Annotated in this window: 12 protein-coding genes; 9 read left to right on the top strand and 3 right to left on the bottom strand. The window is 56.4% G+C overall.

The genetic code is table 11. The annotated features are described in order from the left end of the window. Nucleotide 1: 1 nt before the first annotated feature. Both TR2A62_RS14765 and TR2A62_RS14760 read right to left on the bottom strand, forming a co-directional pair. Entirely contained in the window at nucleotides 2-559 is a 558-nt protein-coding gene (locus tag TR2A62_RS14765) for an NnrU family protein (protein WP_009158409.1), read from the bottom strand. Beyond that, the gene (locus TR2A62_RS14760; RefSeq protein WP_009157456.1) at nucleotides 560-1,426 is read right to left on the bottom strand and encodes a CoA ester lyase; all 867 of its coding nucleotides are present in this window, start codon (nucleotides 1,424-1,426) and stop codon (nucleotides 560-562) included. A 901-nt stretch (nucleotides 1,427-2,327) separates the two neighbouring features. Here TR2A62_RS14760 and mdh point away from each other — a divergent pair. Beyond that, entirely contained in the window at nucleotides 2,328-3,290 is a 963-nt protein-coding gene (mdh, locus tag TR2A62_RS14755; protein WP_009160497.1) for a malate dehydrogenase, read from the top strand. A gap of 116 nt (nucleotides 3,291-3,406) precedes the next feature. Beyond that, the gene (locus TR2A62_RS14750) at nucleotides 3,407-4,618 is read left to right on the top strand and encodes a hypothetical protein (RefSeq protein ID WP_009158205.1); all 1,212 of its coding nucleotides are present in this window, start codon (nucleotides 3,407-3,409) and stop codon (nucleotides 4,616-4,618) included. Here TR2A62_RS14750 and TR2A62_RS14745 read toward each other — a convergent pair. After that, nucleotides 4,615-5,631 carry a glycosyltransferase family 2 protein gene (locus TR2A62_RS14745; RefSeq protein ID WP_040820818.1) on the bottom strand — a complete coding sequence of 339 codons (1,017 nt, stop codon included), beginning with the start codon at nucleotides 5,629-5,631 and terminating at the stop codon, nucleotides 4,615-4,617. The genes TR2A62_RS14750 and TR2A62_RS14745 overlap by 4 nt on opposite strands. A 232-nt stretch (nucleotides 5,632-5,863) precedes the next feature. Between TR2A62_RS14745 and sucC the strand changes: the two genes are divergently transcribed. The 7 genes from sucC (at nucleotide 5,864) to lpdA (ending at nucleotide 15,151) form a co-directional block, all read left to right on the top strand. Further along, complete coding sequence (sucC, locus tag TR2A62_RS14740; protein WP_009159500.1) at nucleotides 5,864-7,057, top strand: ADP-forming succinate--CoA ligase subunit beta; 1,194 nt, start codon at nucleotides 5,864-5,866, stop codon at nucleotides 7,055-7,057. A 115-nt stretch (nucleotides 7,058-7,172) separates the two neighbouring features. Then, complete coding sequence (locus tag TR2A62_RS14735; protein ID WP_009160384.1) at nucleotides 7,173-7,358, top strand: hypothetical protein; 186 nt, start codon at nucleotides 7,173-7,175, stop codon at nucleotides 7,356-7,358. A gap of 54 nt (nucleotides 7,359-7,412) precedes the next feature. Further along, on the top strand, nucleotides 7,413-8,294 hold the full coding sequence (gene sucD / locus TR2A62_RS14730; RefSeq protein WP_009157866.1) for a succinate--CoA ligase subunit alpha: 882 nt from the start codon (nucleotides 7,413-7,415) through the stop codon (nucleotides 8,292-8,294). 406 nt (nucleotides 8,295-8,700) lie between these two features. Beyond that, nucleotides 8,701-11,670, top strand: coding sequence for a 2-oxoglutarate dehydrogenase E1 component (locus TR2A62_RS14725; RefSeq protein WP_009158708.1), 2,970 nt, complete (start codon nucleotides 8,701-8,703; stop codon nucleotides 11,668-11,670). Continuing rightward, the gene (odhB, locus tag TR2A62_RS14720; RefSeq protein WP_009158581.1) at nucleotides 11,667-13,160 is read left to right on the top strand and encodes a 2-oxoglutarate dehydrogenase complex dihydrolipoyllysine-residue succinyltransferase; all 1,494 of its coding nucleotides are present in this window, start codon (nucleotides 11,667-11,669) and stop codon (nucleotides 13,158-13,160) included. Before TR2A62_RS14725 ends, odhB begins: the two co-directional genes overlap by 4 nt. A gap of 109 nt (nucleotides 13,161-13,269) precedes the next feature. Next, the gene (locus TR2A62_RS14715) at nucleotides 13,270-13,683 is read left to right on the top strand and encodes an MAPEG family protein (RefSeq protein WP_009157562.1); all 414 of its coding nucleotides are present in this window, start codon (nucleotides 13,270-13,272) and stop codon (nucleotides 13,681-13,683) included. A 79-nt stretch (nucleotides 13,684-13,762) separates the two neighbouring features. Beyond that, entirely contained in the window at nucleotides 13,763-15,151 is a 1,389-nt protein-coding gene (lpdA, locus tag TR2A62_RS14710; RefSeq protein WP_009160099.1) for a dihydrolipoyl dehydrogenase, read from the top strand. The last annotated feature ends 46 nt before the right edge of the window (nucleotides 15,152-15,197 follow it).

Here is a 15,197-nt window from a genome sequence, read left to right as displayed (position 1 = left end):
GTTATTCTCCAACGGGCGTCACGCCCAGCCATGTGTGAATGGCGATGACGATGGCCACGACGACCAAAGTGATGACCACTGCCACAGCTTCTTTTTTCATCGGGGCCTGCTCGGGCGGCGTCCACGCGCCTTCTTGGGCGTTTATCAACACGATCGAGCCTAGCGACCACGCAAGCAATCCGCCGAACAAGACAAACGACGGAACATCACCGTTCACAAGCAAATGCGCGACGGCCCAAATCGAAAAGCCAACGAGCTGCGGATGTCGCACTTTTGTTCCAACCCAAACCCGCGCGCCTTTGGGTCCGCTCACTGCGTACATATAGAAGGCCAAGATCATCAGCAGATTGTTGATCCCGACCAAGCCACCAGACCGCCCCCAAAACACGGCACCATCAGCAGACCGATATCCCAACACCATCAACACGACACTGATGATGATTGCGATTGCCACCATCCCCTTGCCCGGATCACCCATTCGGGTCCGCAAATCCGGCGCCAAACGATTTAGGAAATGGGCCGCAACCCACAAAATAAGTCCAAGGATCAAAAGGGTCATTTAGTTCTCCAATGTGGCAATCATTTTCATCTTGGCCAGCGTCGCCCGAGCGGTAACGATATGCAAGTTTTCAACGATAAGCCCATCGACGACTGCGACGCCTTTGCCTTCGGCTTCTGCCGCTTCAAACGCTTCGATTTGACGATGGGCCAGATCGACCTCTTGCTCTGACGGGGCAAAGGCCACGTTGGCCACCGCCACTTGGGCTGGGTGGATCAATGTCTTGCCATCAAATCCCATGTCGCGGCCTTGCTCGCATTCCGCGCGCAACCCGTCTTCGTCCTTGAACGCGTTATACACACCGTCCAATGCGACCAGACCGTGCGCACGCGCAGCCAGCAGGCTGAGTTGCAATGAGGTCATCAACGGCCCTCGTGCCACACCAGACCGTGTGTTCAGATCTTTGGCCAGATCATTGGTACCCAACACGAATCCCTCCATCCGAGGGTGTGCAGCGATTTGGGCGGCATTCAACACGCCCAACGGCGTTTCGATCATCGCCCAGATCCGCGTATCACCGTAGCCAGAAAGCGCGCTCATCTTGGCATCCAGTGTCTCGATATCGGCGCCACTGTCGACCTTGGGCAGCAAAATTCCGTCCGGCTTTGCCGCTGCAATGGCCGCCAGATCATCGTCGGCCCATTCCGTATCAAACCCGTTGATCCGAACGATCCGCGCGCGACCGCCATAGCCGCCTTGAATCAAAGCAGCAGCCAGTCCATCGCGGGCCGCTGCCTTTTGATCAACCGCAACCGCGTCTTCTAGATCAAAGAGAATCGCATCAACTGCCAGCGTCCGCGCTTTGTCTAATGCCCGGTCATTTGAGCCAGGAAGATACAGAGCCGAGCGATAGGGACGATGTGTCATGAGATGAACCTTTGTTCACGTTGTAATATTCTTGCGCCGTGATCGCATTATTTTGATAAATCATTCAAGGGGGATTTTGCCGCGACGCAGCGAAACCTCGGCAGCAGACGCCCAGTAGACCCCTGCGCAACAGGCCCCGCTCGGGTATGTTAACCTATTTTGAAATATTTTACCTCAGATTGTCCGCACAGCAACGAAAGGTTGGCCGAACGTCAAACCGTTCAGTCGGGGAACTGTTGATCGTCGCTGCATTGTATCAGCGGAGGTCATCACAGGGACGTTTGGCCTCCGCCTTCACGAAACATCTATTGGAACGGGGCACGGCAAGAACAAACATTTTTTGACACTCTCTCTCGGGGTTTGGCGCGCTGCTGTTCGCAACCAACCACGCCTTTGCGCAATCAGGCGGTGCCTGTGGTCCTCATACTGCTGTCGTTGAACGGCTCGCTGACCGCTATGGCGAATCCCGCCAGTCGATCGCGCTGGGCTCGAACAATACGGTGGTCACGGTGTTCGCGAATCTCGATGCCGGCTCATGGACCATTACTGTCACAACGCCGGGTGGTCCGACCTGTCTTGTCGCTTCGGGTCAATCCTATCAGCAGGTGGCAGAGGCGCTTCCGAACACGGATCCACCTGCATAATTGTTGGAAAACCTCCATACAACGCTGCATTGCAAAAGAACCCGTCGCATCGCTTTGGGTTCTTTTTTGTATGACACCTAGGTCCCAACCCCCTGTCTTGGCGCATAAATCCCTAATGTCGCCATTTTTTTGAGCATTTTTGAATCGCGCCAGCCGCAGTCACAACTCAGGTACGGCCCTTGCCAGCCCTAGCGCAAAGCGGTAGCACGCCCCCGATCAAAACCTCACTGACCAAAACCTCATAGGGGACCTATCACATGGCCAGACCTAAAATTGCCCTCATCGGCTCGGGACAGATCGGCGGCACACTCGCCCATCTCGCAGCGATCAAGGAATTGGGCGACGTTGTACTTTTTGACATCGCCGACGGCACACCACAGGGCAAGGCGCTCGACATTGCAGAATCCGGCCCTGCCGAAGGCTTTGACGCCGCAATGTCCGGCACAACGGACTACGCCGACATCGCGGGCGCAGACGTTTGCATCGTCACCGCTGGTGTCGCTCGCAAACCCGGCATGAGCCGTGATGACCTCTTGGGCATCAACCTCAAAGTGATGAAATCCGTGGGCGAAGGCATTGCCAAACACGCCCCCGACGCTTTCGTCATCTGTATTACTAACCCGCTCGACGCGATGGTTTGGGCCCTGCGCGAATTCTCGGGCATGCCACACCACAAGGTATGCGGCATGGCTGGCGTTCTCGACAGCGCGCGCTTCCGTCACTTCCTGTCCGAAGAGTTCGGCGTCTCAATGCGCGACGTCACAGCATTCGTTCTAGGCGGCCACGGCGACACAATGGTGCCGCTCACACGCTATTCGACCGTTGCTGGCATTCCTCTGCCTGACCTCGTGAAAATGGGCTGGACCACACAGGACAAACTGGACGCGATCGTTCAGCGGACCCGTGATGGCGGTGCAGAAATCGTTGGCCTGTTGAAAACAGGTTCTGCGTTCTACGCACCTGCGACATCGGCAATCGAGATGGCCGAGGCCTATCTCAAGGACCAAAAACGCGTCCTGCCCTGTGCTGCATATGTTGACGGCGCCTACGGCCTTGATGGCTTTTACGTCGGTGTACCGACTGTAATCGGCGCTGGTGGCATCGAGAAGGTTGTGAACATCGATCTGTCCAAAGAAGAGCAGGCCATGTTCGACAAATCTGTCGATGCGGTCAAAGGTCTGGTTGACGCGTGCAAAGGCATCGACGATAGCCTCGTTTAAGAAAAACTCACATTATTTCAAAGGGCTGCCCTCGGGTGGCCCTTTTTCTTTGTGCCACACATTGAAATGAACAATGTTCACAAACTATGTTCAAATCGATCAATGGGAGAAACAAGATGTACCGTTTTCTGATAACCGCCTGCACAAGCCTGATGCTGACCACGGCCGCATGGGGCGACGCCACCCCATCGGCCAAGCTGTCGCCAAACGGGCTTGAGGCCACGATCAACGTGCTGGAATATCTCCCGACGCGCAGCAATGATGAACACTTTACGCTTGGCGTCGCGAATTTCCTTCGCGGCATCGAAAGCGCGTTCCAGCATCGCTATCGCACAGGCATGGTTGATGACACGTTGGACATTCCGAGCCTTGCGCTGCCGTTGCCACCAAACCCGAACGCTGATCCGTTCACGCCTGATACGATCGAACGGATCTTCGGCGATGTTGACAGTCACATGACCAAGGCCCGTGCGGCGCTTGACCAAATCAGTGGCGATGTGGCGTTGAATCTCGACCTTGCAGAGCTGTGGCTTGACATCGATGCGAACGGCACACGCAACTTGGGTGAGGGACTGGGCGAACTTGGCGTTCTCCTTGCGCTTCCTGCATGGGAATCTGAGGCCGCGATCGAGCAACTCGCGGACAGCCCCCTAGCCGTCGTCCGCCTTGATACGGCCGATGTTCACTGGCTTTCGGCCTACACCCACTTGATGTCAGGCACTGCCAATCTCGCGTTGGCCTTTGACCCGACGACGGCGTTGACCGATGTGATGACCGGCGATGCGCGCCTCAACGATTTGCGGGGCGGCCCCGCTGTGGCCCAGTTTGTGACGCGCGATGATGCAAATACCTTGTTCATCATCTCTTCACTGATTGCGACGCTTGAACAGCAACCCGACGTCTCGCGCACCCGCGCCGCACATGCGCACCTGCTGGAAATGATGCGCGACAGCGAAACCTTTTGGCGTTTGGTAGAGGCAGAGACGGACAATCTGAATGAATGGGTACCGAACGACCGTCAAACTGCAGCGCTACCTCTCGAAATGCCTAAGGGTACAGGGGCTGCGTGGCAGGCCGTGCTCAAGGATACGACATCCCTGTTAGAGGGCGACTTGTTGGTGCCGCACTGGCTGATGAACGACACTGCTGGTATCAATTTGAAATCATGGACAATAGACCCTGAACCGATTGACATCATTGGTTATATTCAGGGTCACGCGCTTGCCAAATATATGGAGCAAGGGTCAGTCGCTGATTTTCAGACCTTGAGTGATTTCAACCGCGTAACGGGCAATGCGGCGGGCCTGTTCATGTTGTTTCTGAACTAACCGTCCAACCCGTAGCGCCGCATCAAGTCACCCTTTTGCGCCCACAACCATGCGTCAATCGCCGCAGGTGACAGATCAATGTCTTGGCGGGGAAAAACCTCGGCCAAGGCTGCGGTCACATCGAACGGCACTTCGTAGGTCAAACCCAACCATAGCAGTTCGGACATCCGCGTTTCATCCACGACCTTGAGCCTGTCATGCAGGTCGGTTGCGGTCGCCGGATCATGCGCTTTAGCGACAACCGCATCCAGTTGTTTTTGCCGATGCGGCGACGCTGCAATGCCGCCTTCGTCTGAAATCGAGTGTGCCTTGCGCAAAAGCTTGTAAATCCAGTTGAGCGGCGTCAGCCCATCAAAGTGCAGCAGAGTTGTAGAGCTGGAAAACGAACGAACCAGCGCCTCGGTCTCGGCCTTGTTCTGACCACGTGGTTTATGGATCGCAATCTTGCGATCGCCCCGCACCCGCGTGATCGACTTGCCAACCGAATGTCCGGTCAGCCCACGCGACGTCATCAAAAAGTCTGGGCCAAAGAGCTCGGCACCCCGTTCGGGCTGCCCTTTTAGCGGCTTGCGGAAGGCGTCACCAAAGATTGTCGGCGCAGCCTCGCCAACACGATAAATGCGTTCAACATTGCGCAGACGAACAAAATCCACCTCAACCTCTTGCTCGCTCAGCTCTTGGGCCAAATCGCTCTCGCACCACAGGTATTCATCCGCATCCAAATGCAACAACCACGCGGCCTGAGTTCGGTGAAACGCGTCCGTTCCATTGCGCAGTTGGCGCGATTGATGCGGATCTGGGCGGCGGCCTTTGGCCTCCCAATAGGCGGCGTCACATCGGGTGACATGAACCCGTGGCGTGCCCTCGATCAAATCTGCGGCTGGATCATCAGGTCGGTCAAAATAGACAAACACCTCTTTTGCGCCCAGCGCCAGATGCCACGCAACCCACGCCTGTACCAATGCGGGGGGTTCATCCACCGTTGCTACCGCTGACCAGGTTGTTTTTGTCATTCCCACCGCCAAACTCGGGGCGCGTCTCGGCCCACCCTATTGCTAGCAGCCTCACGAATCTTTTCAAACCCGTTAAATTCTTGGTAATTATGATCATCAGGTAATTTGTGATCACACTTTTTCAACCTGTGATCACAAATGTCGGATTTATATCAATCCATGCATTTTCCCCGTGGAAAATCGGAAACTCCATGCATAGTGACAAGTGAACCAAACCACAGGGACCCTGTCCATGAATATTCACGAATACCAAGCCAAGGCTCTTTTGCGCAGCTACGGTGCCCCCGTTTCCGACGGCCGCCCCGTGCTCAAAGCAGAGGATGCCAAAACCGCAGCCGGCGAATTGGATGGCCCTCTTTGGGTTGTCAAAGCGCAGATCCACGCAGGTGGACGCGGCAAAGGTAAATTCAAAGAGGCCGATGCCGGTGATGCCGGTGGCGTACGTCTTGCCAAATCGGTGGCTGAAGCCGCTGAAGAAGCCAAAAAGATGTTGGGCCGCACATTGGTCACACACCAAACAGGTCCGGCCGGCAAACAGGTCAACCGCATCTACATCGAAGATGGCTCGGGCATTGAGACCGAACTCTACCTTGCACTGCTCGTCGATCGTCAGACGTCTCAGATAAGCTTTGTCTGTTCTACCGAAGGCGGCATGGACATCGAAGAAGTCGCCGCAGAGACACCAGAGAAAATTCTATCGTTCTCGGTCGATCCTGCTGCTGGCTATCAGGCTTATCACGGCCGCCGCATTGCATTCTCGTTGGGCCTCAAAGGCGCACAAGTAAAACAATGCGTCGCTCTTATGGGCACCCTGTACAAAGCGTTTGTCGAAAAAGACATGGAGATGCTCGAGATCAACCCATTGATCGTCACCGACGGCGGCGATCTTAAGGTGCTCGATGCCAAGGTCTCTTTTGACGGCAACGCGGTCTACCGCCACGCTGACATCGCCGCGCTTCGCGACGAGACAGAAGAAGACCCCAAAGAGCTGGCTGCATCCAAGTACGACCTCAACTATATCGCGCTGGACGGCGAGATTGGCTGCATGGTTAACGGTGCGGGTCTGGCGATGGCCACAATGGACATCATCAAACTCTACGGTGCAGAGCCTGCCAACTTCCTCGACGTAGGCGGCGGCGCGACCAAGGAAAAGGTCACCGAAGCGTTCAAAATCATCACCTCGGACCCGCAGGTCAAAGGCATCCTCGTCAACATCTTTGGCGGCATCATGCGCTGCGATGTGATCGCCGAAGGCGTTGTATCTGCTGTGAAAGAGGTCGGACTTCAGGTGCCGCTGGTTGTGCGCCTAGAAGGCACGAACGTTGAAGAAGGCAAAGCCATCATCAACAACTCGGACGTTGACGTGATCGCAGCTGACGATCTGAAAGACGGCGCTGAGAAAATCGTAAAAGCGGTCAAGGGATAAACCCAAGCCAAAACGGGCGCACCATCACGTATTTTGGTGCCCCCGTCTCGAATAGAAAGACAAACAAAAGAACACTAGGAAGGACACTACCACGACAAAATTGATCCCAGCCACTTTGCTGATTGCAACGCTCGCTTTGACTGCATGCTCGGGCAACCGCGACGCAGAAAACCGGAAAAAGCGTGACGGCCCGCAAACACAATCGTTGCTGCTTGGACCAAACGGCGAGACAACAATGCTTAACCGCAACGCTGTCGCATCTGATGCTGTCGTGGAAGAGTTCGTTCTGGTCGAAAACTAAATCCTGTTGGGCGGTGGCAACACCGCCCGCACCACTCCATGATACGGAGGCCACATGGCCATTCTCATCGACGAAAATACCAAAGTGATCTGTCAGGGCTTTACTGGCTCACAGGGCACATTCCACTCGGAACAAGCGATCGCTTACGGCACCAAAATGGTTGGCGGCGTGACACCGGGCAAGGGCGGCCAGACACATCTTGACCTGCCGGTGTTCAACTCTTGCCACGAGGCCGTAGAGACAACCGGCGCAAACGCGACCGTGATCTATGTCCCGCCCCCCTTTGCTGCGGATTCCATTCTCGAAGCGCTCGACGCCGAGATCCCATTCATTTGCTGCATCACCGAAGGCATTCCAGTGCTCGACATGATGAAGGTTAAGCGCGCCCTCGAAGGGTCGTCTTCAATCCTCATCGGTCCAAACTGCCCCGGCGTGATTACACCTGATGCCTGCAAAATCGGCATTATGCCTGGTCACATCCACAAACGTGGCTCGGTTGGCGTTGTTTCGCGTTCAGGCACACTGACCTATGAGGCCGTCAAGCAGACGACCGACAGCGGTTTGGGCCAGTCCACAGCCGTCGGCATCGGTGGTGACCCGATCAAAGGGACCGAGCATATTGATGTGCTCGAGCGTTTCCTCGCGGATGACGAAACCCAGTCGATCATCATGATTGGCGAAATTGGCGGGTCGGCTGAAGAAGAAGCCGCACAGTTCCTCGCTGATGAAAAGAAGAAGGGCCGTTGGAAACCAACTGCTGGCTTTATCGCGGGTCGCACAGCCCCTCCCGGTCGCCGTATGGGCCACGCCGGTGCGATCGTTGCCGGAGGCAAAGGCGGCGCAGAAGACAAGATCGAAGCTATGCGGTCCGCAGGCGTCGTCGTCGCTGAAAGCCCCGCTGGCCTCGGCGAAGCGGTTCTCGAAGCGATCGGCTAAAACGATGAACCTCACCCTCTCCAATAGGCTTAGGGCTGTGCCCAAGCTTGGGACGGCGCAATGCGCCCTCCCGTGGGGAGGGTCAGGCAAAGCCCGACGTATCCGTCTGGCGGCACTTTCATTTTTGGTAATTCTTCCGAATTCAACACTCGCGCAAGCATTTGAACCGCTTGATCAATTTCGTGTTGTTGCCATCCCCAGTGGCGTAGACCTTGAACCCTCTACACCTAACGCAGCGGTCCGCCGCTTCAGCTTTAAGACCGGTGTGTTTTCACGATTCGAGCTCGAAGAGTTTTCAAAGGCGATTTGTAACTCTGAACGCGTAATTGTCGAACAGCTTGACCGTTCGCTCATTCAAAAACTAACCCGTACGAATCCAGTTCGGGTAACATGCTGAGGTCCCCCAATGACTGACCAATCCAACAACGACGTCTTCCACGCTTCGTCCTTTTTGCAAGGGCACAATGCTGAATACATCGAACAACTATACGCGCGTTATGCTGCTGACCCTAATGCGGTCGATGCAAGCTGGCAGGCGTTCTTTAGGGATCTGGGTGACAGCCGCGCCGACGCACGGGCCGAGGCCGCAGGCCCATCTTGGGCGCGCACCGATTGGCCACCAACACCCAACGACGACCTGACCGCAGCTCTCGACGGCCAATGGCCCGCCGATCCCAAAGAAGCAGCCGCCGCAGGCAAAAAAATCGCCGCCAAAGCCGCAGAGTCCGGCGCCGAGATCACCGATGCGCAACTGCGTGCCGCCGTTCTCGACAGCATCCGCGCGTTGATGATCATTCGTGCCTACCGCATCCGTGGCCACTTGATCGCCGATCTAGACCCGCTGGGTATGCGCGAGACGAAACCGCATCCAGAGCTTGATCCGGCCAACTATGGCTTTTCCGCCGCGGACATGGATCGCCCGATCTTTATCGACAACGTGCTCGGCCTCGAGGTCGCCACGATGAACGAGATCCTCGCGATTGTGCAACGCACCTATTGCGGCACCTTCGCGCTGCAGTACATGCACATCTCGAACCCCGAAGAGGCCGGTTGGCTGAAAGAGCGGATCGAGGGTCTGGGCAAGGAAATCAACTTTACCAAGGAAGGCCGCAAGGCAATCTTGGGCAAGATGGTTCAGGCCGAAGGCTTTGAGAAATTCTTGCACGTCAAATACATGGGCACGAAACGTTTCGGCCTCGACGGCGGCGAAAGCTTGATCCCTGCTATGGAGCAGATCATCAAACGGGGTGGTAACCTCGGTGTTCAGGATATCATCCTCGGGATGCCGCATCGTGGCCGCCTGTCGGTGCTAGCCAATGTTATGTCCAAACCGTACCGCGCGATCTTTAACGAATTTCAGGGCGGCAGCTTCAAACCAGAAGATGTCGACGGCTCGGGCGATGTGAAATACCACCTCGGGGCCTCGGCCGATCGCGAATTTGACGGCAACTCTGTTCACCTATCGCTGACAGCGAACCCGTCGCACCTAGAGGCCGTGAACCCCGTCGTTCTGGGCAAGGCACGCGCCAAGCAGGACCAACTGGGCGATGAAGAGCGCACGAAGGTGCTGCCGATCCTATTGCACGGTGACGCGGCCTTTGCTGGTCAGGGCGTCGTGGCCGAAGGCTTTGGTCTCTCTGGTCTGCGCGGTCACAAAACCGGGGGCACCATGCATATCGTGGTGAACAACCAAATTGGCTTTACCACCGCCCCACACTTTAGCCGGTCGTCACCCTACCCGACTGACATCGCGCTGATGGTTGAGGCACCAATCTTCCACGTGAATGGCGATGATCCGGAGGCGGTTGTACACGCGGCCAAGGTCGCGACCGAGTTCCGCCAGAAGTTCCACAAGGACGTGGTCATCGACATCATTTGCTACCGCCGCTTTGGTCACAACGAAGGCGACGAGCCGATGTTCACCAACCCGCTGATGTACAAAAAGATCAAAAAGCAAAAAACTTCGCTGACGCTCTATACCGAACGTCTCGTGCGCGACGGGCTGATCCCCGAGGGCGAGATCGAGGATATGAAGGCGTCGTTCCAAGCGCACCTCAACGAAGAGTTCGAAGCGGGCAAAACCTATAAGCCGAACAAGGCCGACTGGTTGGATGGCAAATGGTCCCACCTCGACAAGCGTGGTGAGGAATACCAACGCGGTCAAACCGCCATTGCCACTGACACCATGAAAGAAGTCGGCGCCGCTCTGACTACGGCCCCTGATGGATTTCCTCTGCACAAAACAGTGGGTCGTCTCTTGGACACCAAATCGCAGATGTTCAAATCCGGCGAAGGCTTTGACTGGGCGACCGCCGAGGCGCTCGCCTTTGGCAGCCTATTGACCGAAGGCTACCGCGTGCGATTGTCCGGTCAGGACGCCACACGTGGTACGTTCTCGCAACGCCACTCGGGCCTTGTGAACCAAGACACCGAAGAGCGTTACTTCCCGCTCAACAACATCCGCGAGGGTCAGGCCCACTACGAGGTCATCGACTCGATGCTATCCGAATATGCGGTGCTCGGGTTTGAATATGGCTACTCGTTGGCCGAGCCAAACGCGCTGACCCTTTGGGAAGCCCAGTTTGGCGACTTTGCCAACGGCGCGCAGATCATGTTTGACCAGTTCATCTCCTCGGGCGAAAGCAAATGGCTGCGCATGTCGGGTCTCGTATGTCTCATGCCTCACGGGTTCGAAGGCCAAGGCCCAGAACACTCGTCCGCACGTCTGGAACGCTTCCTCACAATGTGCGGCGGCGACAACTGGATCGTGGCGAACTGTACCACACCGGCCAACTACTTTCACATCCTGCGCCGCCAGTTGCACCGCAGCTACCGCAAGCCGCTGATGTTGATGACACCCAAGTCATTGCTGCGTCACAAAATGGCTGTGTCCAAGGCAGAAGAGTTCACCACAGGGTCGTCCTTCCACCGTGTGCTGTGGGACGATGCCCAGCAGGGCAATTCGGATACCACGCTCAAGGCCGACGACAAAATCAAACGCGTCGTCATTTGCTCGGGCAAGGTGTACTTTGATCTTCTCGAAGAACGCGACGCCCGCGGCATCGACGACATCTACATCCTGAGATTTGAACAGTTCTACCCGTTCCCCGCTCAATCTGCGGTCAAAGAACTCGAACGCTTCAAGAACGCCGATATTGTCTGGTGTCAGGAAGAGCCGAAGAACCAAGGCGCGTGGTCCTTTATGGAGCCGAACCTTGAATGGGTTCTCACCCGTATCAAAGCCAAAAACTCTCGCCCGTCCTATGCCGGTCGCGCCGCATCCGCGTCGCCCGCCACAGGTCTCGCCAGCAAACACAAAGCAGAACAAGCAGCCCTCGTGAACGATGCGCTGACGATCAAAGGAGCCTCGAAATGAGCACCGAAATCCGCGTCCCTACCCTCGGCGAAAGCGTCACCGAAGCCACCGTTGCTACATGGTTCAAAAAACCAGGCGACGCTGTTGCGGTCGATGAAATGCTCTGCGAGCTGGAAACCGACAAGGTCACTGTAGAAGTGCCAAGCCCTTCGGCTGGCACTCTCTCCGAGATCGTTGCAGCCGAAGGCGACACCGTCGGCGTCGACGCACTACTCGCAACGCTGTCTGAGGGCGAAGGTGTAGCACCTGCCCCAGCCCCCAAGGCCGCAGCCAAAGCAGCACCTGCCGCATACGGTGGCGATGTCATCGATGTTATGGTTCCAACATTGGGCGAAAGCGTGACCGAAGCGACCGTATCCACATGGTTCAAGAAATCAGGTGACAGCGTTCAAGCTGATGAGATGCTCTGCGAGCTTGAGACTGACAAGGTCAGCGTCGAAGTCCCCGCACCTGCCTCTGGTACATTGGGCGAGATTCTCGCAGGCGAAGGCGACACCGTCGAGGCAGGTGGCAAACTGGCCGTCATGAACACAGGCGCAGGTGCGGCCCCCGCAGCGTCTGCTTCTGCTCCAGCAGCGGCTCCAACGGCTGCTGCAACCGCCAAGGGCGAAGATGCCCCTAGCGCCAAGAAACTGATGGCTGAAAACAACCTCAGCCGCGACGACGTCACAGCCACCGGCAAAAATGGCCGCGTTATGAAAGGCGATGTTTTGAAAGCTCTCTCAGATCCTAAACCCGCGGCATCCGCACCTGCTGCGGCACCACGTGCACCCGTTGCAGCCGATCAAGCCGCCCGCGAAGAGCGCGTGAAAATGACCCGTCTGCGCCAGACCATCGCGCGCCGTCTCAAAGACAGCCAGAACACCGCTGCAATGCTGACCACCTACAACGAGGTCGACATGACCGAGGTGATGGCCCTGCGCAACGAATACAAAGATCTCTTCCTCAAAAAGCACGGCGTCAAACTGGGCTTTATGTCTTTCTTTACCAAGGCCTGTATCCACGCCCTGAATGAGGTCCCAGAGGTCAACGCTGAGATTGACGGCACGGATGTGGTTTACAAAAACTACGTCAACATGGGCATCGCCGCTGGCACGCCCACCGGCCTCGTGGTTCCTGTGATCAACGACGCCGATCAGATGTCATTCGCTGGCATCGAAAAAGCGATCGCTGAAAAAAGCGCCAAAGCACGCGACGGCAAACTCAGCATGGCCGAAATGCAGGGCGGCACGTTCACCATTTCGAACGGTGGTGTCTACGGCTCGCTGATGTCCTCGCCGATCCTAAACCCACCACAGTCCGGCATCCTCGGCATGCACAAAATCCAAGACCGCCCCATGGCGATCAACGGTCAGGTTGTGATCCGTCCGATGATGTATCTGGCGCTGTCCTACGATCACCGCATCGTCGACGGCAAAGGCGCCGTGACCTTCCTCGTCCGCGTAAAAGAGGCGCTCGAGGATCCACGCCGGTTGTTGATGGATCTCTAATGACAGCACACAACATAGGGCAGCACGCGACCTTGGGTGGGGGTAAAGCCCCCTCCCGTGGGAAAGGTCGGGGGCTGCCCGTGCAAGCACGGGTACGGAAGACTCCTCAATGACCCCCGAACTCATAGCACTCACCCTGGCGGCCCTGCTCCAAGCGGTGCAGTTCGCCCTTATGGCGATCCCAGCGAACATGGAACTTGGCGTGGGTCACACCATGTCGCCCCGTGACGCGGAACGCATGCCCAAGCCTATGGTCGAGATGCTCAGCACCAAAGCTGCGCGTCTCTACCGGGCCTTGAACAACCACTTTGAGGCGCTGATCCTTTTTACGATCGCCGTTCTTGTGGTCAGCCTTGGGGACCGCTCCTCGGGCTTTACCGCCCTCTGCGCGTGGACTTTTCTGGGCGCCCGCATCCTCTACGTACCCGCCTATTATTTCGGTCTCTCACCTTGGCGCAGCTTGATCTGGTTTGCCGGATTTGGCGCGACCTGTTTGATGCTGATCGCCGCACTCGTTGAATAAAGTTAACAAAACCTGCAAATTACGTAATTCGGACACTAAATTACGTAAAATACATAAAATTCGGACCAAGGAGACTCCAATGTCCAGCTATGATGTCATCGTAATCGGCTCCGGCCCCGGCGGCTATGTCAGCGCGATCCGCTGCGCCCAATTGGGTCTCAAAACTGCAATCGTAGAGGGCCGTGAAACCCTCGGTGGGACATGCTTGAACGTCGGCTGTATCCCGTCCAAAGCATTGCTTCATGCCTCGCACATGCTGCACGAAGCCGAGCATAACTTTGGCGCAATGGGCCTGAAAGGCAAGTCACCCTCGGTCGATTGGAAGCAGATGCTTCAGTACAAATCAGACACCATCGAAACCAACACCAAAGGTGTCGAGTTTCTGATGAAGAAGAACAAGATTGATTGGCTCAAGGGCTGGGGTTCGATCCCTGCCACTGGCCAAGTCAAAGTCGGTGATGAGGTCCATGAAACCAAGAATATCATCATCGCTACAGGCTCTGATGTCGCAACATTGCCCGGCGTTGAGATCGACGAAAAGGTCGTCGTGTCTTCGACTGGTGCGCTTGAGTTGGGCAAAATTCCAAAGCGACTGGCTGTCATTGGTGCGGGTGTCATCGGCCTCGAGCTTGGCAGCGTCTACTTGCGTCTCGGTTCAGAGGTCACCGTCATCGAATATCTCGATGCGATCACTCCGGGCATGGATGCCGAGGTGCAAAAGACATTCCAAAGAACCCTGAAGAAACAAGGGTTTAAATTCATCATGGGGGCCGCTGTTCAGTCGGTATCCGCCAATAAGACCAAGGCGACAGTTAGCTACAAACTGCGCAAGAATGACGCCGAAGAAACACTCGAGACGGACACCGTTTTGGTCGCCACAGGTCGCAAACCTTACACTGATGGGCTCGGCCTTGACGCGCTGGGTGTTGAAATGTCCGAGCGTGGCCAGATCAAAACCAACGCCCACTATGCGACCAACGTGGAAGGCATCTATGCCATCGGCGACTGCATTGACGGGCCGATGTTGGCTCACAAAGCCGAGGACGAAGGCATGGCTTGTGCCGAAGGTCTCGCGGGTCAGCAGCCGCACGTAAACTACAACGTCATCCCCGGTGTAATCTACACCCACCCAGAGGTTTCCAATGTCGGTGCCACGGAACAGGCCCTCAAGGACCAAGGCGTTGATTATAAAGTCGGCAAGTTCTCCTTTATGGGCAACGGCCGTGCCAAAGCCAACTTTGCTGGCGAAGGATTTGTCAAAATCCTTGCGGACAAGGCCACCGATCGCATCCTCGGGGCGCATATCATCGGCCCTATGGCTGGCGATTTGATCCACGAGATTTGCGTCGCGATGGAGTTTGGTGCCGCTGCAGAAGATCTCGCACGGACATGCCACGCACACCCGACCTATTCCGAGGCCGTGCGTGAAGCCGCGCTGGCATGTGGCGACGGACCAATCCATTCCTGATCGATCTTGTTTCGAAAAACATTGGGGTGATTGGCCAGAGGTCAAA

It is taken from the genome of Thalassobium sp. R2A62 (genome assembly GCF_000161835.1).
GTDB lineage: Bacteria > Pseudomonadota > Alphaproteobacteria > Rhodobacterales > Rhodobacteraceae > Thalassobium.
Note: the sequence above shows the minus strand (reverse complement) of the source record. Positions and strands in the feature narration are given on the sequence as shown.